Source organism: Tabrizicola sp. T46 (assembly GCF_057219895.1).
In genome coordinates this window covers 1061963-1087213 of record NZ_JBXVVV010000001.1, presented here as the reverse complement: position 1 = coordinate 1087213, position 25251 = coordinate 1061963, and the positions used below count along the sequence as shown (strand labels likewise).

Annotated in this window: 14 protein-coding genes; 1 reads left to right on the top strand and 13 read right to left on the bottom strand. The window is 57.8% G+C overall.

Annotated features, from left to right (window positions below; genetic code table 11):
* Window positions 1-16: 16 nt before the first annotated feature.
* The 12 genes from AC2D9V_RS05375 to AC2D9V_RS05320 all read right to left on the bottom strand — a co-directional run bounded on the left by AC2D9V_RS05375 (window position 17) and on the right by AC2D9V_RS05320 (window position 19561).
* Complete coding sequence (locus AC2D9V_RS05375) at window positions 17-1609, bottom strand: restriction system-associated AAA family ATPase (RefSeq protein WP_484712993.1); 1593 nt, start codon at window positions 1607-1609, stop codon at window positions 17-19.
* On the bottom strand, window positions 1606-3252 hold the full coding sequence (locus AC2D9V_RS05370; protein WP_484712992.1) for a restriction endonuclease subunit S: 1647 nt from the start codon (window positions 3250-3252) through the stop codon (window positions 1606-1608). Before AC2D9V_RS05370 ends, AC2D9V_RS05375 begins: the two co-directional genes overlap by 4 nt.
* Window positions 3253-3275: 23 nt before the next feature.
* A complete protein-coding gene (locus AC2D9V_RS05365; RefSeq protein WP_484712991.1) occupies window positions 3276-4202 on the bottom strand; it encodes a GIY-YIG nuclease family protein in 927 nt (308 codons plus the stop codon).
* Complete coding sequence (locus AC2D9V_RS05360) at window positions 4199-5674, bottom strand: HsdM family class I SAM-dependent methyltransferase (RefSeq protein WP_484712990.1); 1476 nt, start codon at window positions 5672-5674, stop codon at window positions 4199-4201. Before AC2D9V_RS05360 ends, AC2D9V_RS05365 begins: the two co-directional genes overlap by 4 nt.
* Window positions 5674-9054: a type I restriction-modification system endonuclease gene (gene hsdR / locus AC2D9V_RS05355; RefSeq protein WP_484712989.1), complete on the bottom strand. Its 3381-nt coding sequence runs from the start codon at window positions 9052-9054 to the stop codon at window positions 5674-5676. The genes AC2D9V_RS05360 and hsdR overlap by 1 nt, the downstream gene beginning before the upstream one ends.
* 491 nt (window positions 9055-9545) lie before the next feature.
* Window positions 9546-11951, bottom strand: a complete 2406-nt coding sequence (locus AC2D9V_RS05350; RefSeq protein WP_484712988.1) for a bifunctional DNA primase/polymerase — start codon at window positions 11949-11951, stop codon at window positions 9546-9548.
* Window positions 11941-12153 carry a helix-turn-helix transcriptional regulator gene (locus AC2D9V_RS05345; protein ID WP_484712987.1) on the bottom strand — a complete coding sequence of 71 codons (213 nt, stop codon included), beginning with the start codon at window positions 12151-12153 and terminating at the stop codon, window positions 11941-11943. Before AC2D9V_RS05345 ends, AC2D9V_RS05350 begins: the two co-directional genes overlap by 11 nt.
* 62 nt (window positions 12154-12215) lie before the next feature.
* Window positions 12216-12773 (bottom strand): hypothetical protein, encoded by a 558-nt coding sequence (locus AC2D9V_RS05340; protein WP_484712986.1) that lies wholly within the window; start codon window positions 12771-12773, stop codon window positions 12216-12218.
* On the bottom strand, window positions 12770-13945 hold the full coding sequence (locus AC2D9V_RS05335) for a tyrosine-type recombinase/integrase (RefSeq protein WP_484712985.1): 1176 nt from the start codon (window positions 13943-13945) through the stop codon (window positions 12770-12772). The genes AC2D9V_RS05340 and AC2D9V_RS05335 overlap by 4 nt, the downstream gene beginning before the upstream one ends.
* A 109-nt stretch (window positions 13946-14054) precedes the next feature.
* Window positions 14055-15230 (bottom strand): 5-methylcytosine-specific restriction endonuclease system specificity protein McrC, encoded by a 1176-nt coding sequence (gene mcrC, locus AC2D9V_RS05330; protein ID WP_484712984.1) that lies wholly within the window; start codon window positions 15228-15230, stop codon window positions 14055-14057.
* Window positions 15230-17419 carry an AAA family ATPase gene (locus tag AC2D9V_RS05325; RefSeq protein WP_484712983.1) on the bottom strand — a complete coding sequence of 730 codons (2190 nt, stop codon included), beginning with the start codon at window positions 17417-17419 and terminating at the stop codon, window positions 15230-15232. Before AC2D9V_RS05325 ends, mcrC begins: the two co-directional genes overlap by 1 nt.
* Before the next feature lie 135 nt (window positions 17420-17554).
* Window positions 17555-19561, bottom strand: coding sequence for a DUF2075 domain-containing protein (locus tag AC2D9V_RS05320; protein WP_484712982.1), 2007 nt, complete (start codon window positions 19559-19561; stop codon window positions 17555-17557).
* Between the two features lie 217 nt (window positions 19562-19778).
* Here AC2D9V_RS05320 and AC2D9V_RS05315 point away from each other — a divergent pair, with 217 nt between their 5' ends.
* Window positions 19779-21350 carry a hypothetical protein gene (locus tag AC2D9V_RS05315; protein ID WP_484712981.1) on the top strand — a complete coding sequence of 524 codons (1572 nt, stop codon included), beginning with the start codon at window positions 19779-19781 and terminating at the stop codon, window positions 21348-21350.
* A 32-nt stretch (window positions 21351-21382) separates the two neighbouring features.
* Here AC2D9V_RS05315 and AC2D9V_RS05310 read toward each other — a convergent pair whose 3' ends face one another.
* A complete protein-coding gene (locus tag AC2D9V_RS05310) occupies window positions 21383-24685 on the bottom strand; it encodes a DEAD/DEAH box helicase family protein (protein WP_484712980.1) in 3303 nt (1100 codons plus the stop codon).
* Window positions 24686-25251: the final 566 nt, after the last annotated feature.

Sequence of the window (25251 nt, the reverse complement as noted above, 5' to 3'; positions counted from 1 at the left end):
CAGGCATGTCAGCAATTTAGCGACCGCCTCGCTTTAACTTCTGCAGCCTTTCCGCGACGAAAGTCTTTTCAACTGACGAAGCAAGTCGATCCATTGCTTCTTCCAGTGCCGCAATGTCGTCCGATTCCATTAGTTTGTTTATATCGTCGCGAGCTACCTGTGAGATCGGCGGGCTGATATTGAAGCAGTGCTCAAGTATGCGGTCAAAGCTTGCTCCATAAGTTTCAATCTCTGGCGGCTTTACTGTAATGGACGCATCCTGTCGCCTAAATATAAGGACTTGGCTCCGTGGCATGTCCGAGGCAACAAAAGGTGCATGTGAGGTCAACAAGATGTCTTGATCGCCTCGACCAGATGAAAGCTCCATTAGACGCTTTACAAACTGAACTCTCCACTGCGGATTAAAGTGAGACTCTGGCTCGTCTAAAAGAAATAAAGCGTTATGCCCCGAAATCATACTGAATAGCCCGAGGACAAGTGCCTGCTGGTGCTCCCCATCGGACAATGAAACGTAGTCTACGGGCTCGTTTGATTTTGAAAGTGGCCAGAACCTGACCTCTTCAAAACTGAATACCATTTCTTCTACTTGCGGCTCAGGGAGTCGTGCGGCAAAACGCCGGTCACGGACGGCTCGTTTGACTCTCTCACGAGCAGCTTTGGGTATCGCCAGATCGTTGAGAAGGGCAAGCTTGTGCAGCGATCTGTAAAGCTCAAGCGCATTTGGCCAAAAGTAACAAAAGGCTTGTCGAGTTGCGTCATTTACCCAGAAGTCGAACTTGTACGTCTCAGTAGCCGTGTCCTCTGACCAACATGTTGAACACCGCTTCAGGTTCTCCAAGATTGCTTCCAGCTCGGCAGTCAGCTGGATTCCCTTTCGGTTAGAGCCCGTTGCGTTCTTTGCGGCAATCTTGTTTCGTGATCCATGCGCCAAGCGAACGAGAACCCGGCATGACGCTATGTCACTCAATCGCGCATGATCAAGAACGGCCTTGCGGGATCCAGCCTCTCCGAGCATCAGGCTGGCAAATAGCACTTCCAAATTTGTTCCGTAGTCCACGAGCATCAGTTTGTTGTCGAGCGGCTCTTGAGCGCCCTTCAAGGCAGCCCTTGTCACCTCGTCGGCGTAGCCTGCACGGCTAACCAAGAAGGGCAGGCTGAGAGTTTCGTTCTCGCCGGAGGTATAGCCGACTACCAACGATGGCAGGTGCTTACCGAAAGTCGCTAATGATGCTGGTACCTCGTCATCCTGCCCCTTGAGCCGCATCCGGATAGGGCCAAGGCGTCGGCCTTCCTTCTTGCGGCTGAGGGTTACTTCCCTTAGCTCCTGATCCTTGCTTGGCCTGATCAGGTAGGTCAGTTCAAACTCGGCGTCGGGATTGGCGCTGTCACGTTCTATGGCTGGATTGTGAGCGTTCCATGCGGCTTGGAACACCTCCGCAAGGAGCTGCAAGAACTGTGACTTGCCCGATCCATTGGGGCCTATCAGACACAGAGGGGCAATCGGTTCGTTTATTCGGCCATCCCGGTCTCGTCCGAACCAGATGTCCACCCCATCCAGCAGTCCGCCACCAGCAGCCGACTTCGTGATTCTCAGTCGCCGCAATCTCATGGCTTGGCCCGTCTCAAGCGCATGGTGCGGCTCTCTGCGTCGAAGGCTTGCACCAGGTCCGGCTCTTCGCCTCCAAGCGCAGAGAACACGGCTTCCTTCAATTGCTCGTACGGCAGCGAAAGCCGCTTTGATATCGCATCAAAGGTGAGGCCCTTGGCTGGCCAGCTCAGGCTGTCTGTCAACAGATCGGGTTTCGATTCGCTTGCCATGGTGGCAGTCTCCGTGCGTTTGCGGCGGACTTTTCTGGGTGCTTCCGGAGTCTGCGTTGCAATCAGCTCCAGCAACACGCTTGCTGGTTCATCAGTTGGATCTTGAGCAACCAACTCGCCTCGGAAAGCTTTGGTCAGAATGGCAGCATCAAGCTTGGGGACGAGTTTGGAGGCAGCAGCATGATCAGCGGCCATGCGGTCCAGCCAGTTGAAGGCCAACTCAATTAGGCGGACGATTTCGGCTTGTTCATGCTCAGGGGCGATAGGGATCGGCATTTCACTCATCGCGCCTACGTTAAAGTGCTGTTGAGCCACTCCAACTTGCATCCCGCGAACGGCAGATTTCGCAAACTCGCTATTCATATAGTAGGCCGCGTAGTGAGGGTTCACAGCGGGTACCAAGCGCGCAATGACAAGGTCAGAGCAATTCGCCCGTCCGAGGGACTCCGGGACCACGGCAGCAGTTCCTGGCGCGCCGGTCCTAACAACAATCAACTCGCCTGCGCGGATTTCCGATTTCTTGAGTTCACCATGAAACTTTTCGTCGATGTAGACTACGTTTCGTAGGTCAACAAAGTTCTCACGAACATTTAAAGATCTGAGAAAAGGAATGCCTTCTGGAACATAGCGTTCTTTCATGGGGCCAACGTGGCCAACAGTCAGATCCCACGCGCAGTCATTGAATGTGGACCAGCCCCATGAACCCGGCAAATCAGGTAGGTCCGGCGACTGAACAGAGAAGCTACGGTTTCGCCCAGCATTGCGTAGCCCACGTTCGAGGCGGATTTCTTGTCTTAGCTGAGCAATTGTGCGCAGCATTGCTGCCCCACTGTCTGGCTTTTCTCCACAGTTATCCCGCCAACCCGCCGTCAGCTCTCCCGAGAACGCGAGGGCGAGAAGGCGTTGTTTGTAGCGGGCGACAAGGGAGGGGATGCGGGCAAGGTCGGCGCGGGCGCGAGCGGTGCGGGCGGTCAACCCATCCACCTTTGCTACTATTCTTTTTTGTTCGGGGAGCGGTGCAATGGGTATTTCAATCTTTGAAACTGCCTCTGGCCGTGCCCGGGTCAGTGATCCGCCAACACCAGACGACGTCGCCAAGAATTGATCTCGGAAGCTCTCTGCAGTCAGGCAGTATCTCAGATAGTGCGGCTCACAGAAGTGGTTGCGATATACAATCCATTCTCCCGAACCTATTTGGCGAAGCTTTCCGACCGGGGGAACAACCCAAACACGATTGATATGAGGCACGATCTTGCACAGTAGAATATCGTCAGGCTCTACTTCTTGTTTGGTCGAACCAATTTCAGCGCCCTTCAGATATTCGGGCGCACCTATAGCGAATGATGGGACGCTAAACAGCTCGAACAACTCTTCAGGATGCTTCGAAGGGTCGACGTTCTTCGTTCGAGTGGCGATTGTACCGAGCGGCATCATGGCCCACCCCTCCGGCAACCCACTCATGCGCCCACCCCGTCGATCGCGATCCGTGTTTGCTGCCAGTCATGGTAGCTTTGCCTTGATCCCTGCACCTTCCACTCGGTCCGCCCGTTGCTGTTGCGGTCCAGTACGACTGCCGCCGCTGCCGAGGGGCTATTGAATGCGTGGGGCTTGGCAAACACCAGCATGTTCGGCGCGGATGGCACAAGGATGCCCTGATCGACCAGGGTTTTCTTCAGCCTGCCATAGCTTTGCTGAACATGGCCGGTGTTGATTAGGGCCTGCGATCCTTCCAGCACGATGAACTCACCTTCCTCCTCCACAGCCCTGGCCTGCACGCCAGTCTTGTGCCTTATCTCAAACTTGACCTCTCCAGATGTACGAAGTTCTACTGGCGTAGCGACCTGTGTTGCGGCGCGAGGTTGCGGCTTTAGCAAATCCAATCCGATCACGGGCAGCATGATCTTCAGATTGGCGAGGAACTGTTCCATGTTGGCCTGATCGGCCTCTGGCAACCGTCTGCGCTGGCTGGCAGGGTTGTTGCCATTGTCTAGTGCGACGCGCTGGGCCTGCGCGGCCAGTTCGATCAGCCGCGCCTCGAGGTATTCGACGTGGCCTTTCGACAGATCATCATCACTGGTGGTAACGGCGATAGCAATCTCCCAAAAGTCGCGCTGAACCGCGCTTTGCTTGATCCGTTCCTGTACACTGTTTGCCGACCCGATGTAGGCCCGCGTGCCGCCCTCTTGCTCCGGGTCTGGCCCGGCCAGCAAGTAGATGCCGGTCCGATCCAATTCCTTGCGAGAGGTGAGCGCGCCAAAGGTGGAGGTTGTCGCAACGAAGATTAGACCAGTCCAACCATGGATGGTTGCCTTACGGAGCCCATTAGGGGTGCCGTCGACAAGGAAAAGCTGGATCGTGCGGCCAAAGGTTTCAGCGGTCGTCATTCGTTAGCCTCGGCCACTTCGGCTAGCTCATCGGCCACGGCTTCGATCTCCTCGAGCGCAGCGCGGAGATGCCCAATGATCGCAGCGGCGATGTCGTCGGGTTCGGTCAGCCCTTCTTCAACGTCTTCGACATCATCGCGCAGCCATGTGATGTCGAGGTTGTCGTTGCGCTTGGCGATGTCGTCGCGGGTGAACTTGCGGAAACGTCCGGCCTCACCCTCATCGAGTCGAGGAGCTTTTCCATGGGGATCATCCCCGTAGGCGGCAATGAACGGTTCGAAATCAGCGGTCGTAAGGGTCCGGGTCTTACCGAAATTTGGCATCTGGGCGCGCAGATCGTAGAACCAGACCGCCTTAGTTGCCCCGACTCGTTCCACTGACTTCTTGGTCAGAAAGATTACGTTCGTCTTGACGCCCTGGGCGTAGAAAATGCCAGTAGGCAAGCGCAGGATGGTATGAAGATCGCACAGGTCCATCATCCAGTTGCGCAGATCGCGGCCCATGTTGTCTTCGAACAAAGTGTTGTCGGGCACAACAATGGCGGCGCGACCGCCCACTTTAAGGCCGCGGACAACATGCTCGACGAAAGGCAGCGGGCCCTTGGCTGCTCCAGCTGTGATGACGAAGTCACTTCGCGAGACCCGCTCCGGGAACTTGTTGAAGGGCGGGTTGGTAAGGATCAAATCGGCCTTGGCGAACTTCTCCGCGTCCGAGGTCAACGCGTCGATGCAATCGATGGGCGTGTCGATACCATGGAGCAGTAGGTTCATGGTGTTCAGCCGGTGAGTACCGGTGATCAGCTCCGCGCCCTGATATGCGCCATTGCGTTGAAAGTGCGCAGCTTCGGGAGTGACTGAGGGTGAAAACAGGTCATCCGTTTCACGCATGATGGCGCGGTGCGCGGCAATCAGAAAGCCGCCTGTGCCGGCCGCAGGGTCCTGGATAACTTCACCGACCTTGGGCTTCATCAGATGGATGATGGTTTCGATCAGCGGGCGCGGCGTGAAGTACTGTCCTGCCTTTGACTTGCGCTCGGACGTGGTCCGTTCGAGCAAGCCTTCATACAAGTCCCCTAGGCCATCTTCCTCCGCCGCGTACCAGTCGACGGCATCAATTGCGGTGATAAGGGACGTCAGAGCAGTCGCTTTGGTGAGCGAAGTCTTCGCGTCGGTGTAGACCTGCTTGACCAGGGGAAAATCAATCCGATCTGAAGTGCCGAGCTGCAGCAGGAGCTCACGATAGCGGATCAAACGCTGCTCGCCTTCCAGCTTCTTGAGGGCATCCCAGCGGAACTCCTGTGGCAGGCGCTCCTCCAGCTTGACCCCGTTGCGCTTCACCTCAGACAGCATCTTCAAGAGCAGGAGGTACGTAAGCTCGGTCACATACTCGTAGTAGCTGACCCCGCCGCCCTGCAGGCTTTTCGAGGCGTTCCATAGCTTCTGGACGGTTTCTCTTGCGCGTTGTCCGTTCATTACCCGGCTTCTTTCCAAATGTTTTCAGTGATGTCGCGCATCACCTGTTCCAGTTCGCCGTTAAACACCTTGTCGATGCGTGACCAGCCGCCTTGGGAGGCAAACGGCTCATCGTCAAAGGCCGCACGGTCGATGACGTCTTGTTTCTCGATCTGTTGCCCGATGCGTTCAATCCACTTCCGCTGGACATCAGTCCAAGGCCGCTTGCGCAGCAGGCCATCGACCGCCTGTCGTACGCGGGAGGAGTACGGCACCAAGGCGTCGCCCAGTGCCGCCTGGCGGATGAAACCGATGATGGATGCTGCGATGTCCTCGTTCTTAGCATCAGCCCAGGCACGCTTGATCTTCACGTCCGTAAAGCCGGCCGCATCGAGCTCAAGGCGCAGCTGACGCAGCTCTTCCCGCGTTAGTTGCTGGGGCCGCTGAACGACGATCTTCAAGGCAGCTATCGTGTTGACGTTGGCCCGCACGAATTGAGCGAAGGCGTCGAGGAAGTCCTCGGGCCGGGTACCCGTGCCGTAGCCACGCGTTACAGTGGTCACCTGATCGTCGTGCTCTGAAATCGGCACATAGCGCGGCGTGCCGTCTTCGTTGGTCCAGTCCAGGATTGCACCAAGACCGGGGCGGGCAGCCAACCAGGCGCTTAGGCCTGTCGGTTCGCCGTTGACGAAGCGTTGAAGGCTGGCTTCTGGTGTTTCGCCCGCCTCTTTTTCGTAGCGGGCCCGAGCTTCGACGGGCAGCTTGGCCAGGCGGCGCCGGAGACGCACGATGATCTGCTCGCGGACGCGCGCTTTATGTGCGTCATCGGCAGGGCCCGCCATTTCTGCGAAGAGCTTCTCGAGGGTAAAGGTGGGGTCGGCCGCCACAGGCCGCATGTCGGTTAGGTTTTGCAGATGGGCATACAGATCGACAGCATCGAAGATGCGGAATGCTGTCTTGCCAATCTCGGGACATAGGCGCGTCGCGCGCCCCAACATCTGTTCGTACAGAATTCGGCTGTTGACCCGCCGCATAAACACCAGGTTCGTGATGCGTGGAACGTCGATGCCGGTGGTCAGCAGGTCGACGGTGACCGCAATCTTGGGCAAGGGGTCGTTGCGGTACGACAGTATGAGCTTGCCAACCTGGTCAACCTTTCCGGTGATCTTGCGGATGGTGTCGTCCGGTAGGGGGCCATAAGCCTCGCGGAAAGCGATGCGCAGCTCGTTCACCAAGATGTCCGCATGTGCGTCCGATACGGCAAAGACCAAGGTCTTGTCGGCTTCGCCGGGGTCGATGTAGTTGGTCAGTTCCTCCGCAATGACGCGGTTGAACGGGACGGTGATGACACTCTTGTTGAACTGCTCGACCTCGAAGTCGATGTCATCGGGCAGCGTGGCGCGTTCAACCTCGCCGCTGGCAACATGAACGACGTCTACCTCGTCGTCCCGATGGAAATGTATGCCATGCTCTGACAGCAGGGTGCCGATGCGGATAGGAGGTTCATGGTCGACGAGATAGTCGTCGATCACCGCTTCACGGTAGGAATAGGTAAAGACAGGCAGCCCGAAAATGTCAGTCGTATGCAGGGCTGGCGTAGCCGTCAGACCGATCTTGACCGCATCGAAGTGCTCAAGCACGCGCCGGTACTTCGAAATGTAGTCTTCCTGATTGCGGAAGGCAAAATCCCCTTCAGACATCTCGCGATCAAGCAAGTAACCACGGTGGCACTCATCTACGACCATCAGGTCGTACTGATCGATCGGCGGGGCATCTTCGGCACTTTCCGAGTACAGCACGCGCCGCACCAGACCTTGAATGGTACAGATATGGATGCGGGTATCCTCGTCCGGCCTGACATCATCAAGACCCTTCAGCCCGAAGATGTCAGCAAAGGTCTTCCCGCTGATGACCTTGGTTGTCGAAAACTCACGCGCCGTCTGCTCGCCCAGCGCGCTGCGGTCCACAACGAAACAGACCCGCCGAAAGCGCCGCGCGGCGACGAGGCGGTACAGCATGGCAATCGCGAGCTTCGTCTTGCCGGTTCCCGTCGCCATAGCCACCAGCATAGAGCCCCGGTTCTCGCGTAGGGCCGCTTCAACGGCCTGGATCGCGCGCTGCTGGTAGGTGCGAAGTGGGAAGCCGAAGTCAAAGGGTTGGGTGGCCAGTGCTTTATGCGCGGCGTCGCGGTCGACGGTCAGGCGCTCCAAGATGCCTTGTGGTGTGGGCCAGCCAGCCAGCACTTCGGCTGGGTTGTTCGGATCGCGCAAGTCGCGGCGCCAAATCCCGGACAGAGTCTCAACCTGGCGAAGGTAGGGGCGGCCATTCGTGGAGAACGCGAAGGGCGCATGGTGCGTGCCCCAGGGGGCGCCATCTGCTCTCTCGGCGTCAACAAACTTGAAGCCGGCCGCATAGCGTTCAGCCTGGCGCAGCACGTCCATGACGTTCCGGTTCTTGCGCTTCGCCTCGACCGTGCCAACCAATGTCAGCCCACAGAATAACGCGTAGTCAGCCGGCCCGCTATCAGTGGGCCATTCCGCAATCGCACGGTTCCTGCCCTTGATCGGGCGCGCACCGGAAGCGAACCGTAGGATTCGGGTGTCAGCTTCCCAGCCGGCGTCCCGCAGCTGCTGGTCGATCAGAGTGCGTGTCTCTGCTTCGTCGAGATTGATCTTTTCGGCGGCCGATCGTGCCAATTCGAGGCGCGTGTTCCGGGTGGCGGCAGCTTCGGGTGCTGAAGCTTCGGCCAGTTGCCGCAGACGTTCCGCCAAGAATGCCTTATCCCGTTCGGCCTCCTCGGCCAGCTTTTCCCAGACCTCACGTTCTTCGCGTTCTCGTACCGCCCGTTCCTCTGCCGTCTGATGTTGCTTCGTCAGCTCGTCAGCGTTTGCACGTGCACGCTCGGCGTCCGATAGGGCCGCTGCAAGGGAAGCCCGCAGGGATTCGAGTTCTTCACGCAATCCGGCTTCTGCGAGTTGCGGGGCTGCGGGCGGCACAAAGGGGCCGAGCTTCAGCGCCGCATCATGAAAGGTCCGCACGTACCATGCCGTAAGCTGGCGCGCGAGCTTGAGGGCATGAAGTGCATCGCCGTGCCCGCCCATTCCATCGTGTGCCGCTTGGTTGCCGACTACGCGCAAGCCATGGAAAAGGTCTCCCACTTCCCGCGGCAGGGAACATTCAAAGCGGAGGCGACGCAGCACATCGGAAAAGCCGTCGGCCGGAGTGACGGTAAGGCCAAAGCGTCCCGCGGCCAGCTTGGCAGCTAGCTCAGCCAACTGTCGAAGCTTGATTAAGCAAGTGTTGGGATCGTCGCGGAAATACTTCTCGGCGAGCATGCCGAGCCGGTAAAGCTGCCCATCGTGGGCTTCAACAAAATGAAAATTCGACTCAATCGCGGGCATAAGGCTCCCGATGAACTGTACCACCGATGGGTGTCACTCGACCGGCCCGAACTCTATCACTGGCGATGGCGCAAAACACGATGGTTAAACCCTGAAGAGGAATGGGAAAACTTGGGTCAAGGTGGCCGCCCAGCCTCGCTGAAGGTTAGGCGGGCCGCCGCAACATTTCAATCATTGCGTTTGTCATCGACTTCTGAGTCGCGCGGCCCTCGCGGGTGCGGGGACCCACTAACCAAGTTGCGCTTTTTGCCCCATCAGCGGCCCGTACAGGCGGTCCTCCGGCAAACCTAGTAAGGGGGGGGTAGGCGCGAAGGTCAGCTCCCATCCTGCGGAAGCCCTGCCACGCACCGCAGCCAAGCCTGGTTTAGCTGCTTTGCCGGGTTGTTGCCGCCCGGTGTGTTTGCCGCAGCCGTAACAAACCCCGCATACCCCCAAAACCAGTGGGGCCGGCAAATGCCGACCCCACAGCGATCCTCTTGATTCCCGCACAATCAGAAGGGACTGTCCAGGGGCGGTGGCGCGTTCGCCAGCTCTACCCTGTACCGCTTGACGCCCGACGGATCGTCGATGCATCGCAGCACCCGGCCGCCGACCAGGCGGTCCTTGTGTCGCGCGAGATAGTGCCCAACACTTCGGGTGTTGAAGACTACCTTCGACGTGCGCTCTGTAAGTGCTTGATGAAGTTCCTGGATCTTCCCGCGCCCCTCCTTCGAGGCCTTTTCGGCGATTTCGGAAAGTGTCACCGCTTGGCCGCCGAGGGCTTCGCGCCAGAGCTCCAGAAGCTCTAAGACTTCCCCCTTTCGCGGATCATCGGATATCACGCGTTCACGGGTGACGGTTGGGTCATCTTCGCCAAGCCACACCAGCGCTTCGCGCACTTGATTCCAGTCCTCGAATGAGCCGATCGGCGGCAGCCGGCCGGGACGCCCCGCGACAACGTAGGCACGCAGCACTGTCAACGCCGCCACGACCAAGGCCGGACGGTCCCGCATCGCTTCCTCGGTCGGGCTGAATCCGTGCTCCAGTTGGTCTGGTCGTTCCGCACCGGTATCGATCCGACAGACAAGGGTTCGTCGGCCTAGGTCACCGACGACTTGAAGGTTGTTTCCCGTCGCCATGACCAGCGCATTCGTCGGCATCCGCTTTACTTCCGATTTGCCGAGGACCCGTGAAGCGATGATTTCCTGGGTCAGCATTGAACAGAGAGTATCCCCGCCCAGGGGGCGGTCGCAGTTGTCAATAACTAGGACGGCATCCCCGGCCATCAGAACGCTGGAGAGTCGCTTTTCGTCTTCCTCGGGCGTCTTGCCCTGCGAAATGATCGTGGGCTTGTAACCCGAAGCGATGATGCCGACGGTCTCGCAAAGCAGGCTCTTGCCTGACCCTGCAGTTGGCGCATCGACCGCGAACAGCGGTGCCGCCGGCAGGATGCGGCGGATGACGGCCGTCAAACATGCCGCTAGCACGACCGCACGGTCACCGTTTGTTGCAAAGCGATACTCCCGAAACGGTGTTGCCAAGACCTGAAGCGCAGCGGCGGCCTCTTCTTTCGTCGGGCTTTCTGGAACAACCGGAAATGCGGTTGAGCCGGGGTCGTAGAGTAAACCCGACGCCCTGTCATATCCTGGCACCTGCAGAATTGATCCGTCCGTGCGCATGGTCGGGCAGGAAACCACCCCGACAAGGACAGGTGCCTTCCATTCCCCCACGCGAGCGAGCAAGGCCGTCGCGTGACCGATCGGGGGATTGATGGGGATGTGGGCATCGTCTCCTGGCCTGAGCCAATCGGCCGCAAGGGCAAACTTCTCCCTAAGCCATGGTGGAGTAATCGCAAGGATCAGCAGGGCACCGCTTGGCCGCTTAACGCCGTCATCCGCATCGCTTTGAGCCAGCCTGGCCACGCGAACGAGACTTTCGCCACGCTGGTAGACACCAAGGTTTGCCTTGAGCAGTGCCTCCTCTGCTTGGTCCACCTCTGCCGGGAGCTGACCACCTCGAATGAAGATTGCCGGTCGGCCTGTCGTCTTCGGGGCTGCAAGAGGGCCCTTTTGCCCCAGCCAACCGCGGAACGTCTTCTCCATATCTTCCAGCTTCAGGCGTTCACACAACTGCGGTAGGCCCCAGACCGGTTCATTCGCTTCGATCTTGGCGCGGGTCGCTTCGGCCTTGCCAGTGCGCTTGGACGCTTCCTCATCACCTGCCAGAGTTGCCACCATTTCCGTAAGGCTATCGACTCTTTCGTCGTCCAGTCCCGACCTCACGAGCACGCCCGCCAGCGTCATGCAGATTTCATCTCGTTGCCCAGCCCCTTGGGGATAGAAAGCGACCACTGTGCAGAGCAAGGCGATCAGTCCGCACTTACTCTTCAACTCATCAGCAGTGACAGTGGGAATTGAAGCCGGGTCACCAATCCAGGTCACCCTTTCCCCGGATGGATGAACGGACGGCGGAAACATGGTCTGGTGCCCGTTGCCTCGTATTTCTAATAGAACCGCGCGCACCAAGTGGGCGCGCTTTGCAACTTCGTCCGGGAGCTGAAACACGTACCTGTTCTTGTCCAAGGCGCCCTTGGCGACCCGATGGCTTTCGGGTGCGCTAGGTCTGCCAAATGCTGGTAGACCGGAAAGAAGGACCCGACCGAACGATGCCGCTTCACGGCAGTCGAAGTCGATGTCGACTACCCCTTGCGATCGATCGCCCAAGGCGATCCCAATGTTTGCGTTGCCGGAAAATGCATCATCGAGTTCCGCGTTGGTCCATTTGCGCGGCTCCTTCCATGAACCCTTCGGGCGCTTTTCTCGGGCCGGAAGCGGAATTGGTTCCAGCCCTAGGTTCACATATTCTTGTGCCGCCTGGGCGACGTTACCGAAGCGAATCCTTGGGCGCTCAATGGTCATGGCGAGCTCCCATTGTGTTGGCCGCACCTTGTTCTGAGAAGGCATCGAGGTCCGAACGATGGTACCGAATGGCCTTGCTACCCAGGCGGCGCGCCTTGGGCCCGCCACCGTAGACCCGCCATTTTTCGAGCGTCGACGGGTGTAGGTTGAGGTAAGCTGCGGCCTCCTTGGTGTTCAGTAAATCAGTTGTTTGCTTGGGCATAGAAGCCTCCTTGATGACAGAGGCTTCCTATTGATCGCAGGCTTGGCGGCCTGTCAGCGTTTTTAATTCATTGAATTTGCGTCGCGGCTCGGGATTACCGGCAGCGCGAAGGGGATCCCGAGCACGGCAAGCAGTTGCTGCACGTCGCCCAGCGCCTGACCGACGATACCATCATGGGCGAGCGTGCCCCATCCGACGACAAGGCGCAGTAAGCCGTCCCGATGCAGAGTGAATTTCTGTTCAAGGTTTCTGATCTTATGCTGCTCATCGTAGATGTACACTCCTGGGTCAGCGGCGCGGCGTGCTGCAAGAGCTAGCTTTGCGAGTGCCGTTTTGGAGCGGAACTTGCTGTCGTCTGCATTTGGCCAGCAAGGAACATAATCCCCGCCAAGATCTGGTGAACCACGGTCTCGAGCATATTCTTTGGCCATGAATAGGAGTTCAGGTAGGTCGTGATCCGTGGGCTTGCCGCGCGGCGGATCAATCCCAAACAGGGCCTTCTTGGCGGCACGCAGTCGCGCGCCCTCTGTCTCCCCACCGCCATGGGCGCGGATGACACCTAACAAAGCCGCTTCGACTATGACCATGATCGCTGGGTTGTCGCGCCAGTCGTTGTTCATGCAGCATCCACCTTGTTGTTCGCCAGGGCAATGATCCTCGCTGCTACCGCCGCCACAGGCGCTCGCAGCCGCTCGATGTCGCTGACAATGTACCCCGCCGTCACGTCCCCGGAATTCTTGTGGTTCAACATGCGCTTGAGGGCATAGTGCGGGATGTCCAGGCTTTCGGCGATGGTGATGAAGGTACGGCGCAAGTCGTGCAGGGTGAACTCGACCCCGCTGCGCGCCGTTACCCGATCGGTGAACTTCTTCGTCTCCACGATGTGGCAGCAGGCGCTCGAGCTGGGAAACACCCATGGGGACTTCCCCGCGGCCGCCTTACGTTCGGTCAGAAGGTCCACGAGATAACCGGAAAGTGGCAGGTCGAGTGGGTCGCCATTCTTTGTTCTGGGTAGGTGAAGGGTCTGGTTCTTCAGATCGATATTCTCCCAGCGCAAGCGAGCAATCTCATTGCGCCGCATGCCCGTGAACAGCGCGACAAGGAGGAAGTCCCGCGCATACTCGGGTTCTTCCATTACAGCGATCCACCACGCCGGTAGGTCGGATGACGAAATGAGAGTGCGACGCCGGCGCTCGGGAAACCAGGCACGTGCCTGGGTCAGGATGTTCACCGGGTTAGGCGGAAAGACGTCAAAACCTGCCGCTGTCACGTTATAGACTGACCGGAAATGGCGCATCACGTTGTTGGCTGTAACCTCGCCATGTTCCTTGGCGATCTTCTGATGTCGCTTCAGAACCGCCTGCTTAGAAATCGTTGTAATGGAGGTCTTCGCCCAGTCCTTTAGGTACAAGCTGGCCGTGCGCTGGTAGGCGTCCACTGTGCCGGGGGCCAGGCCCGTGCGGGTTTCAAAGAAGGCCTTGAATGCACCCGAGACGGTGATCGCTTCGAGTGCCTTCTTCCGCTTCTCCTCGGTTGGATCGAGGCCCAGCGCCATCTCGGAGAGGATGTGCATTGCCCGCTTGCGAGCAGTATCTACAGACATGATGTCCGCCCGTCCAATCGTGACGCGCCGGCTCCTGCCCGCGACTTGTCCCTCGACAACGTAGACCTTGCTGTTCGACCCGACCCTCAGGCCGAAGCCACGTAGCAATGTGTCCCGGTAAAGCACTTGCCCCGATTTGGGGTTGCTGATCGCGTCAATTTTCTGCTTCGTGAACTGCAGTGTAGGCATTGAGACCTCCTTTGGCCTCACCTCACTGTTTCTCGATGCGTCCGAAAAAGCAATCAAAATCAGATGTTTATCTGGATGCTGCTGTGTCTTCCAGCATCCTCCAAGATAGTCAGGCGTGCGCGCGCAAAGGCTGATCCCTTGGATCTCCCCTTAAGGAGATATCCCCACTCTTCCCCAGCAGACCGGAGGGATTAAGATCGATGCGCTCCGCAATGCGGCGCAGCTGCTCCACAATGGCAGGGGTAGCAGCATGGAGATCCACGGTCATGAATCTGAGCTTGTGCCCTTGGATCGAAACCGTCTCATCGACCATTCCCCCGACCGCGGGGTGAAGGAGGATGCCCTCACAGGATGACGACAGGTGGTCCTCGGAACGGACTTGGCTTCGCACGTAAGCGTAGAGCTGGTAGAGGTATCCGCTCTTCAGAACAGCTGTCTTCCAAACTGACTGCGTGAAGATCGACGTGAACTTTGTGTCAATGACGATACGCCGACCATAAGTAGGGTGTTCCAAGAAGACGTCTGTCTGCATGCCCGGCAAGACCGCCATGACACCTGGGGTTCCGGCATCGATCTGCCATTTCAGTTTCTTGCCGGACTCAACTTTCCAACCCTGACCCTTCAGCTCGGCGGCCAAGAAAGTCCCCACCGCCTTCTCAAAGATTTGCCGCACGAGGAACTCGTCCTTTGCCGCTCCACTCATCGAGGTCTGACCCATTTCCTCGCTTGGAAGGACCAGATCGAAGACGAGCCGGGCCAATGACACCATGAGAGCATCGCTGGCATCGTTCCGACCCAAACGATCCAAGGATGTCTCCGCGCGTGTGGGCACTTGGCCCGAGACGCCGAGGCGGCCCAAATCCCCTGCAAGCTGCCGGCATGCGTGTGACAAGCCACGGTCGGACACCCAAGGGGCAAGTCGATCCAGCGCCGCCCGCACCAACCGATTTCGTGGGGTGTTTACAGTCAGCTCTTCATAGCGGCATGCGACTTCACCACGAAGGAGAAGCGAATGTGCCTCAGTCTTGAGGGTATCGATGCGGCCGCGAACGCGTGTCAGTATTTCAGCCCTAGCCCGATACCCTCGGCTCAGATTACGACGCAACCGGCGCTCAACTGTCTCAACCAGAAGCCGCCCAACAAGGTCAGGCAACTCAGGTGACTCTTCTACTTCGACCGCAAATTGGCCCTGAAACTTGGCAAGCCCGGAAGCGTAGAGAAGAAGGAACCAGATGTTCCGTAAGGGAATTCGGCCGACGTATCTGATGTCAGTTTCGTCGAGCATCACAGGGGTTCGCGCAGTGCCGCCGCTGCCTCTGACAGCTTCTCAGGTGAGTCGTACCAATACTCTTCAAGCAAGGGCACGATCTCGCTGTCCACCACATCGCGGAACCATTCTGCAGGGTTCGAGACTGTGCCTGGTCGCGGCGTGACATAGCTGTGTCCGACGCAGAACTGTGTGCCCAGAGACCGGTCTTCTGAAATGCGCTTGTTAAGTTCTGCCATCCGCTCCGCCACCTTCCCAACAAGGTCGCCAGGGAAGCCGCAAGTGACCTCGCACCAGGTCCGCCATTGTTCGTTGAGACTTGGCTCCAACGAGACAAACGCAAAGCGACGCCTCAAGGCCAGATCAACCAAGGCCAGCGACCGGTCAGCCACGTTCATGGTCCCGATAACGTAGAGGTTTTCGGGCAAATAGACCCGTTCGCTCTCGTGTCGCCGGTATGCGAGCTCCAGCGCCTCGCTTGGGTGCCGCTTACTATCTTCAAGAAGCGTCAGCATCTCACCGAACAGCTGCGCTGGGTTGCCGCGGTTTATCTCTTCAATCACCAGGACGTGAGGAGCATCGGGTTGGGCCTTGGCCGAGTCGATGATTTCCAGAAACACGCCGTCCGTCAGTGCGAGTTTTCCCTCAGCCGACGGCCGCCAACCGCGGACGAAATCCTCATAGGCCAGCGAAGGATGGAACTGAACTGACCTTATCTGTCCCGGCAGGGGCTTGGCAGAGCCGATAAGGGCTTTTGCCAGCCGTTTCGCCAACCATGTCTTGCCCGTGCCTGGCGGACCCTGAAGGACCAGGTTCTTCTTGGCCGTCAAGCGGGCCAAGATCGCATCAAGAGTAGACCCGGGCAGAAAGCACCCCTCTTTGACGATGTCGGACGTGTCGTAGCTTGGGGATGCGATATCTTCGACAACTTGCGGCAAGTCGTCGGCGATGTCTTCAGAAACATCTTCGTCAGCAGCTGCGCTATCTCCATACTGCTTTGCCCAGTAGGGGTGCTTCAAAAAGGTTGGGAAGTCTTGCTCTCCACCCCCAAACGCAAAGCGGATCAAGCGGCGTCCATGATCGTCCTCCGCGTTAACGCGGGCCAGTGTGTTGCGGTAAGTGTAAAAGTACCACTCTCGCGGCTCACTTAGCCGTCGCCATTCGACATCGACGGTCACCCCGTCACCACGATTTCCCGTAACTGTACCAACGGCTTTGATTTTCATTGCGGAGACAGGCTTCCCCTTGTTGTCGAAGGGCAACCCGTACTTCCGAACGAATGACGACTTGATGGCGATTTTGTCGCCGGGCCGCATGGAGAGAACCAGGGTTGAAAACTTATCCTTCGTACGGTTCTGCCAGATCCCCTCCGTCAAGAATCTCTCTGTTTGGTCTTCGTTGCCATTCCAAACGGCACCCCCAAACCAAAACTGCCGCTCCGGATCGGAGAACAGATCACGCTCAGCTGGTGAGGCATCGTCCGGCGGAGCCTCGTCGTCCACGACCGTGCCGTAACCCTCTTTGCGCCGCACTTCCTTGAAGAGTTCCAGCGAACCCGCCGGACCAAGGACGGCATCTTGCCCAGCCTCTGTCAGTGCCCAAGTACCGCGGCCTCTGTTCTCCAGAAGCCCCGCCTTTGTCAGGTAGAAGCGCGCCCAGCCAACCCTATTCCCAAAGCTTGACTGTCCCGACTTCGTCAACCGATCGGCTTCGCCTTCGGGCGCTCGTCCTTCGGCCTTTATCCATTCGCCAACGACTTTTGGACTTGCGCTGCCGCCATGAGCCCGTAGTGCATCAAGGACCGGGTCGAACAGCTGGATGAACTTCGGGCCGGCAAGCTCCCCGACCAAGGAATCCGGGGCATCTGGCGCCCAGTCAAACACCCGCTTCTGCTCACCTTCCAAGAATGCTTGTGGGTCCCCTACAGTGACGCCATGCCGCTTCACGTCATTGATAAACCCGGTGAGCGCTGCTCCTTCGAGGCGGCCATCGTCCAGGTGAGCCTGATTCACTACGATGGCAGAGAGGAGTGGCCAGTTCCTCTCATGTGCTTGGGCGAGCAGTTTCCCAAGCTGAGCGAAGATCTGATTGCGGTTTGCTCCCCACTCTACGCCCTGAGCTTTCGCCAGCTCTCCGTAAGCCAAGAACTTCTTCTGGCGCGCGGCTGCGAGAATAGTTTTGTAAGCAACTTCAAGGTCTAGAGCCATACTTTGCCTTCATAAAATGGACCCACAAACGTTGGTCTAGCGTGTTCCTTTAGTGTGGTACAAAGATCCTCGGCAGTGCAACGCCAAGCTTTCAGATGTCGCATATTCAGCACGGCAGAAGCTATTTCCCGACCATCACTCTGCAGCCTGGTTAGGAGACTGCCGGCCAGTGGCGGATACGGAGTACGGTTGAGTGGACAATCCGCAACTCCGCAGGAAGTCAAACGTACCGTCATAGTATCGGCGCGGCCGGGTTGGGTCGTTATCGTCGCCATGGGGTACAAAGATGACCAGGCCTTGCCGCGCCCTGGTGAGCAAGACGCGATACGCATTGACCAGGTACAACTGCCGCTCCGATGCATTGACCGACTGCCACACCGTCCCACGGAAGGCTTGGCACTCCCAGCCTTGTTTTCCATACCGAAGGTTCGCGTCCCAGCAAACGCCGGCCCAGTCCAGTTCAAGCCCCTGGACGTCAAACTCTGTGGCGACTTCCTCGAGGTAGAAGGCAGACCGCACGTCCTCGCGATCATTCAGGAACCAGGTTGGAGGATCGATGGCCGCCTTTATGTGGATGCCTTCTGGCCGCAGGCGGTGCGCGCCAGACGACGCTACGAGCCCAAACCTCTCTGACCCTCGCGCGATGCTGCGCAGCCATGATCTTGCTTCCGAAAGATCGCGAGTAACCCAAATCGGGTACCGCTCCTTCACTCGGCCAAACAGTGTCGATGCGGATGCAGCATCACCCTCGAGGACCGCGCCGACAAAGCTGGAAAGGATCTCGGCCCGGAATGATCGCATCGAGACAGAAAGGTGCAGATCGGGGTGCTTGTGAACGCTGGGAGATTGCAGGCGGCGCTTGGCGTCTTGATCAACCGTGTAGTGCGGATCATCCAGCAGGGCAGATGCGTGCACATCCCAGTGCGGGAAACGGGTTTGCAGCGCCTTCAGCCACTCGGAAATGCCAGCTTCGCCAGTGTTGATTTCTTGGCCGCCACCGATCAGGCACACAACCGTGCACCAATCGGTGTGCCGATCCATGACGCTGACCAAGAACTCAGGTTCGGACTGCTCGAAGCCCTCTTGCCCGCGCTTGCGCTGCATGAAGCTTGACGCTTGCTCTTGTGTCCAGGCGCGCTGGGCCTCGTCAAAGACCACCACCTTTTCGGCCGGTGCCGAGGTGTCGCGCAGGTATTCATCGCGGAAGTGATGGATGTTCTGGACGAAGCTACGCACCTTGCGCTGCGCATCGGATTTCTTGATGCCTTCGCGCTCGGCCTGGTCACGCGCCAGCGCTTCCCGGAGCACATCGACGAGGGGTCCGTTGCCGGACAGAAATACGGCATGCTCGTCCGTGTGCTCCATCGCGCGCAGGGTGGCGATGTTCAGACCGGCCAAGGTCTTTCCGGCGCCCGGCACCCCAGTTATGAAGCAGATGGACTTTCGCCCGGCCGCTTTTGACCGCTCGATGATGTCGGCGATCCGGCCGCTGGTCGCTTGAAGGTTCTTCGCACCGGCATCCGACCGGGAAATCTCCAGCACATTGTGGTTCTGGTAGAGTGCCTGGGCGGCTTCGATGATCGTCGGCGTTGGCTGATAACCGCTCGCCTCCCACGCGTCTGGATCGATGGCGGGTGCCGCGAGGCTGGCATCACCTGCTGAAATCACCTGCGCAAGACCGCTCGGGCCAAGGCAGATCGGCGCAGCGACGAGGTCAGGCGCGAAGGTTACTGCTGCTGGCCGGGCAATCGCAGCGGTAGCAATGAGGACCGGCACGATAGGTGCGGCATGGCTCCCCCGATGGAAATTCTTCAGGTCCAGTGCGTAGTCATGCACCTGGTCAATCGCATGACGATCGAAACTGTGCGACCCAACCTTGAACTCGACAACAAAGATCGTGCCGCCGATCAGCAACACGCAGTCTGTACGCTTGCCCATGCGGGGGATGCTGAGTTCGAAGTAAATGCTGCCAGCCAGGTGCCCTGTGAGCTCTGCCTTTAGCAATCTGATCTGCGCGATCCAGGCCCGCTTTTGTTCTTGCTCTAAGTCGTGCCGGTGGTTGCGCGACAACTGACCGAGGATCAAGTCTTCCGGCTCGCGGAGGAAGGATGGCAACGGCGCCGCGTAGTAAGCAAATGACATGTATGAGTTTCCTGTGTCAGCACACGGCCCAGACAACTGCACATATAGCCTCATTGCAACAGCACAGCCGACGGTCCCACATGGTCCAGACTGGCTAGTGTCACGACCTTCCCCGACGAAGTGGCGCGGAAAGCAGTCGTCGGCCTGGGATGAGAGTCCCGGATCCTCAAAATTTGTGATATTCTTGAAAAGTGCCACGTCAACTGAGGTACATTAAATGCTTCTAAAAACGCTGATTGGCTTCCTATTTTCGCTGCTGACGATCCTAGAATCTGCTCAATCACAAAGCCTAGAGCAGCTTGACCAGCGGATCATGTTCTGGGAGAGCAAGGCTTACTACTGTCCCTCCGAACTTGGCGCATTCCCCGCGAAGGACATTGGAATAGAGGGTATGCCGGTATGCGATGATGGCGACTCCATCATTTTCAATTCCCTTCTGTGCAGGTCCGGCGACCAGCGGGGTTGCGAAGCTGTAAAGGCCTCGCAAGATGAGAGTGGTCGCTTCTGGCGCTCTCCAAATAAGCGACTTCTGCAGCCGGACGAACCGCTCGACATGAAAACTGGACAGACAACTTTCAGTGGAGACCAGGCAAAGGGGCTCTTCGTGTACTTTGCCCGAACCAAAGACTCGGAGGCCTTCCGCCGCTGGATCTCTTGGATAGACTCCAATGAGAGGTGCCTTACTGCATCAGAGTGTTTTCCAAGGGGAACCCCAAGATACTGCAAGAACAATCGCTGTGCACTTAGAGTTGGTGACTGTTGGATCATGAGCCTCCTTGGCCGTCGCCTAGGTGTCGGAGTTCCCTTCTGCACAATTGACCCGCTGCAACCTGTGCCCACAGTCTCAAATAGCGCTCAGACACTTAAGAACCTCTATGACGAGACCTTAAGAAAGCTTCCATTCGAACATCCGGCCCTAAAATACTTGCGCGATAACTTCGATGAGGCACTTCGCATTTATGAGGAAGCAGTTGCTCCAATAGAAGCGTTGAGAACTCATGTAACAGCACTCCAAATTGAACTGCTTTACCTAAGTCAGATTGAAGCCACACTGTCGGCAATTGTTAACAATCCGGGATTTTCGCGGCACAATGCAGTTCTTCAGATAATGCTATTGGAAGATCTTGGTTACGGAACAAAATGGATGCACGATCAGGCAGTCAGAATTTCAGAATTCGAGCCAGAGAATCCGTTCTTCCAGTATGTTGCGCACAGACGCAAAAGCAAAGCGTCTATGTTGCCTCTGATACTCAATCAATGCCCAGATCCTGCGAACAGCGGTTTCTTCAAACGGCACCAATGGGCCTGGGAAAGAGAGGCAAAGGAGGAGGCGTGGCGAGAATCGATGCTATGGGACTGTTTGTTCATTGCGTCCCTTTATAGGGAAACGGAGGTACCGCCGGACGGCCCCTCCGACGATGATCTATCCCAGGCATTGAGTAAACTCAACGCAGCCATCGAACTGGCAAGTAGTGCTCGATCGGGTGCCGAAAGATACATTTCTGATCTTGAGCGGCTTCAAAGTATCGATAATCCAGTCAATCAATTTTCAACCTTTAATGATCTAGTGGTTGCTGCGGGCGGGAACCCAGTTGAAGAGCTTAAAATCGGCACAACTGTATACGTTCTTGTGGCCGGTGAGATAATTGAGAAGATTCCATTGCCAGAGCTACCAGATTTGCCAGAGCTACCGGATTTGCCAGAGCTTCCTGAGTTACCGGATTTGCCGGATATGCCAGAGCTACCGGATTTGCCCGAGATCAAAGTCCCGAAACTGCCGAAATTCTGAGTTACTTTGAAAAACGTATGCAGTCTCCTCGGTCAGTGCTCGCCCGCTCCGCCTGAGAAGAACACTACCGAAACCCGACGCCCAATCTCCGGCACATGATCCCGTGACAAGAGCTCAGCCTCAGAGATGACCTTGGCCATCGACTCGTAAACTTGCTCTGAGTGACTGCGGTCGTCTTCGAGCTTCTGCAAGATGGCTTGTATAGCAATGTAGCCCTTCGGAAGGTCCTCATACGCGAAGCTCTCCCGTACTTCGTGCTTGGCCTGCTCCCAGAAGGGGTCGAGCAGTCTGCTCCAAGCTTCGCAGATCATTTCAACGGCGGGCAGAGATAGGTGCCCGAACATTTCTTGATCGTCTTGGGTGCTGCCTGAACGCTGACTGACAAACTCGGCGCAGGCCTTCATCAGGCTTTCGACGCGCGCTGGGCGCAGGTCCCATTCGGTCAGTTGACCAAGCTGCGCTGAGACGGTTTCGAGCGCAGTAGCAAGCTCCATGTCGGTCATCTGGCTCTTGGCCATGCCAAGACTCTTGGTCCGTTCGTAGGCTGAGTCCAAGGTCTTCGCACAGCTCAGCTGACCCCGCTCGACAACTAGGCCTTCCGCAGACCGGCGGAGCATCAACAGTCGAGGCGGGAGGAAGCTGTTCGGCTTTTCGAGGCCCTTCAGGTGCAGAGTGGTGAACATCTCTCTTGAGGAGAGCAGGGCCAACTCCGCGCCCCAGGTGCCATCAATTCTCGCCTTTCTGATGAGTTCGTATCGATCAGACGAGATGTGCTGTCTGGTGCGCGCCAGCACATCGTGGAAATTGTTGTCCCGCAAGCGCCTGGTCGATCCGAGGTAGCGTATGACGCTTTCGAGGATCACTTCGGTGTCGTCCGAGCCATCCTCCTGCACCGCGTCGACCAGCTCCTCGCCCGCGAGCGTTCGGTAGTTTTCAATACGGTTTGCCACCTTCTCGTCAGAGGCAAACTGACCGACCGGAACGTCGACCAGGTGGTAGTTCACAATCCCAAACTGGCTGTCGATTCGATCGATGCGGCCTAGGCCCTGGATGAGCTCCTTAAGGTTGGAAGTAACCCCCAGAAGAACCAGCGTGTCTGCGGATTGGAGGTTGATGCCCTCAGCCATCTTGTAGGTGAGAAACACCGATGCCGGGCCATCAGGTGCGTTCCTGCCCCCAGGTCGGAAGTAGGACTCGATGGTCTTGCCGACCTTGATTCGCCGGAAACCATCCGGTCCGCTTCCGAAGATTGCCTTGACGGCTCTGTCGTCGCCCTTGGTCTGGTTGCCAACGACAAAGTTTGTGTGGTTGCCACGGCGAGAAAGCGCCTCTGCAAAGATCTCAAGCGTATCGGTGCGTTCCGCTAGAAAGACTACGCGGTCCTTTTGCTGCTGAATGCGGAGGCAGGCTTCGTAACGCTTTTCGTCTAGGTCTCGGAGCGGCTGCGAATTCAGCTTGCGCGCGAGCGTGTCACACTTTTCGGCAACCGCCACCAAGTCCAGGCCGAGCATTGCAAACATGTTGGCCTGATCAGGGTGGGACGACCTGCGGCCGCGCTTTGAGCCTTGCTCAAACTCACGCAGCCATTTTCCGATGACCCCATGGGACATTTCCCAGGCAGCTTGTGCCGAGTTCACCCTAAGGATGTTCAGCAGGTTGCGGATGTGCAGCTGATCTTGTGTGCTTTGCTGGGTCTTCACGTGGCCGAAGCGGCTTTTCTCGACGGCGGTGACCTTTCCGCCTGGCGCAAGTTCATTGCAGAGCGCCACTATCTCGTCGAGGCGGGCCTTTTGCGGTTTGGTAAGCTCGAGTGTTTTGGAACGACCGAAGTTCGCTAGCTTCGGGTAGCTGTGCTTGGCTCGGTCTTCGCTCTCGCCTATGCAACGTCGCTGGCGCCGGGTCAGGAAAGGCGAAAGCAGCTCGGAAAGCTCTGAGCGAGCCTGGCGAGAGAGCGCCGTCTCGGGTTCGGCTAGTACCGCAAGGGCGGCCTTGTGGTCGAAGATATCGGGCAACCGCTTCATTTCTCGGTCGAACAGTTCACCCATGGCCTGGATGTAGTCAGGCGTCATGAAGATGGAGGCGCGCTTTTCCTGCATGTGGGCAAGCCAGTCGACATCCCGATTGCCAAGTAGGGTCGCGGATAGGCAGACATTCCAGCTTGGCGGTGCAAGCTCGATGGCCGCTGCCATCTGGGAGGCGTGTTCGAAGCCCGGCGTGACGGTGTGGCTTTCATCTATGATCAACACGCCGAACTGATCGAGCCTCAGACCCGTTGTCTTGTCATCACCAGCACCGCGCAGGTGGTTCTTCGCCAGGCTGGTATTCGCTATAGCAACCAGAGAATTCGTAGAGTGCTTTTCCCAGCTGGGTATGACCTTAGGCGGCGCAACCACGGCGGCATTCTTGCGGGCGACACCATGTATTGGCGACCTGGGGACAACGCGCGAAAAGGTCTCCGAAAGCGCCTCCGCAAGGTGGCAGCCGATTTCCGTCTTTCCAGACCCCGTGGGGGCTTCCACAAAGGCGATGCCGTGATCGTAAGTGATGGAGCACGCTTCGTAGACCAGTTCCTGCTGATACTCGTACAGCGTGTGACCGGTGATGTCGTGGCGACCGCCCGTCAGCCAAGGCTCAAAGCCCTTCTGCTCGGCGATCATACGGGCCATGGCGTCTTCGGCAGTTGTGGGCTTGATCAGCCTGTTGAGGATCTCAAGCGCCTCGTTGGTCCAGTCGGCTGACACGTCCCAGATCTGTTCGGCCGCACGGCGCCGCTCCTCTTGCAGCTCGTGCGATCCCACATCCAGGCCGTCCGCATATTCGATATTGCTGTAGAGGCCCGAACGGGAGAAGTTCGCTGACCCCGCCACCGCGCCAATCCTGGAGCTGACAATCTTGGAGTGCATCCGGCGATCTCCGGCGATCCCAAGTTTGGATTGAGCCAATAGTGGATCAAAGACGCGAAGCTCTATCTTTTGCATTTCGATGGCGCGCTTGGCCAGCACAGCCAAGAGGTCGTCATCGTCTTCGACTTGCAGTCCCGATTTCTCGAGCCAGTAGAGTTTCATCTCTTCGGTGACTGGACGTGGTTTGGCCAGCCGGCGAGAGTTTCCTGTATCGATTCCAAAGGAAATCCGAATGCGAACGTCTGGGTTCGCTTCTGGGTCCTTCAGCTCCTTGACCTCTCGCATCAGCACAGCAAGCGACGACAAGAAATCCTGGTACCCCGTCACGATCAAGCAGTCGCCTGAAGTGATGTGTGGTCGGTAGAGCTCGATGACAGGACGGTCGATGTTTGTTCCGACCTTTGGCTTTGCCGCAAGGTCAGGCTGAGCCACCGCCGTGGTCTCAGTTCGGCGAATGCTCTGCGGCTTTGAGCGAAGCCAATTTGGAAGCGAAAACAATGGCTAATACCAAGCGCTGGAGTTCAGACTAGTATGGCGGTTGAATCTCATTCAGAGCAATGAATCTTTTGGCCCAGACCATAAAGCCCAGCGCCTTCTGAGCGCCCATAAAGGATCAAATTAGCTCGCAAAGTGGGGTGGACCTGGAGCGGCCCTCCGCTTGGAAGGCGCAGTTGCCGTGCCTGGGGTGGGGTGGCCCTGGGTTTGACCGGTTTTTGGGGTTTGCTTGGGCTGTGGCCAGCCCGCAGGCGGGCTTGCAGGGGCACCGTTGGCACCGGCCCGGTGGCCGGCAGCTTGCTTCCGTCTGTAGTCCCTACTAGTAGGGGATTAGTAGGGTTTGTTCTTCTAAGGTTCTACTAGGTCGTCAAAGGTAGTCCAAGCGACCATCAAGAAACTTCCTTTTGGGAACAGAGCGTTAGCGTACCCGTTACACTTTGCGCCAGCTCAGTCCAACGAAGGTAGCACAAAATTCGTAATGATGGGGTCGGGGGTTCGAGTCC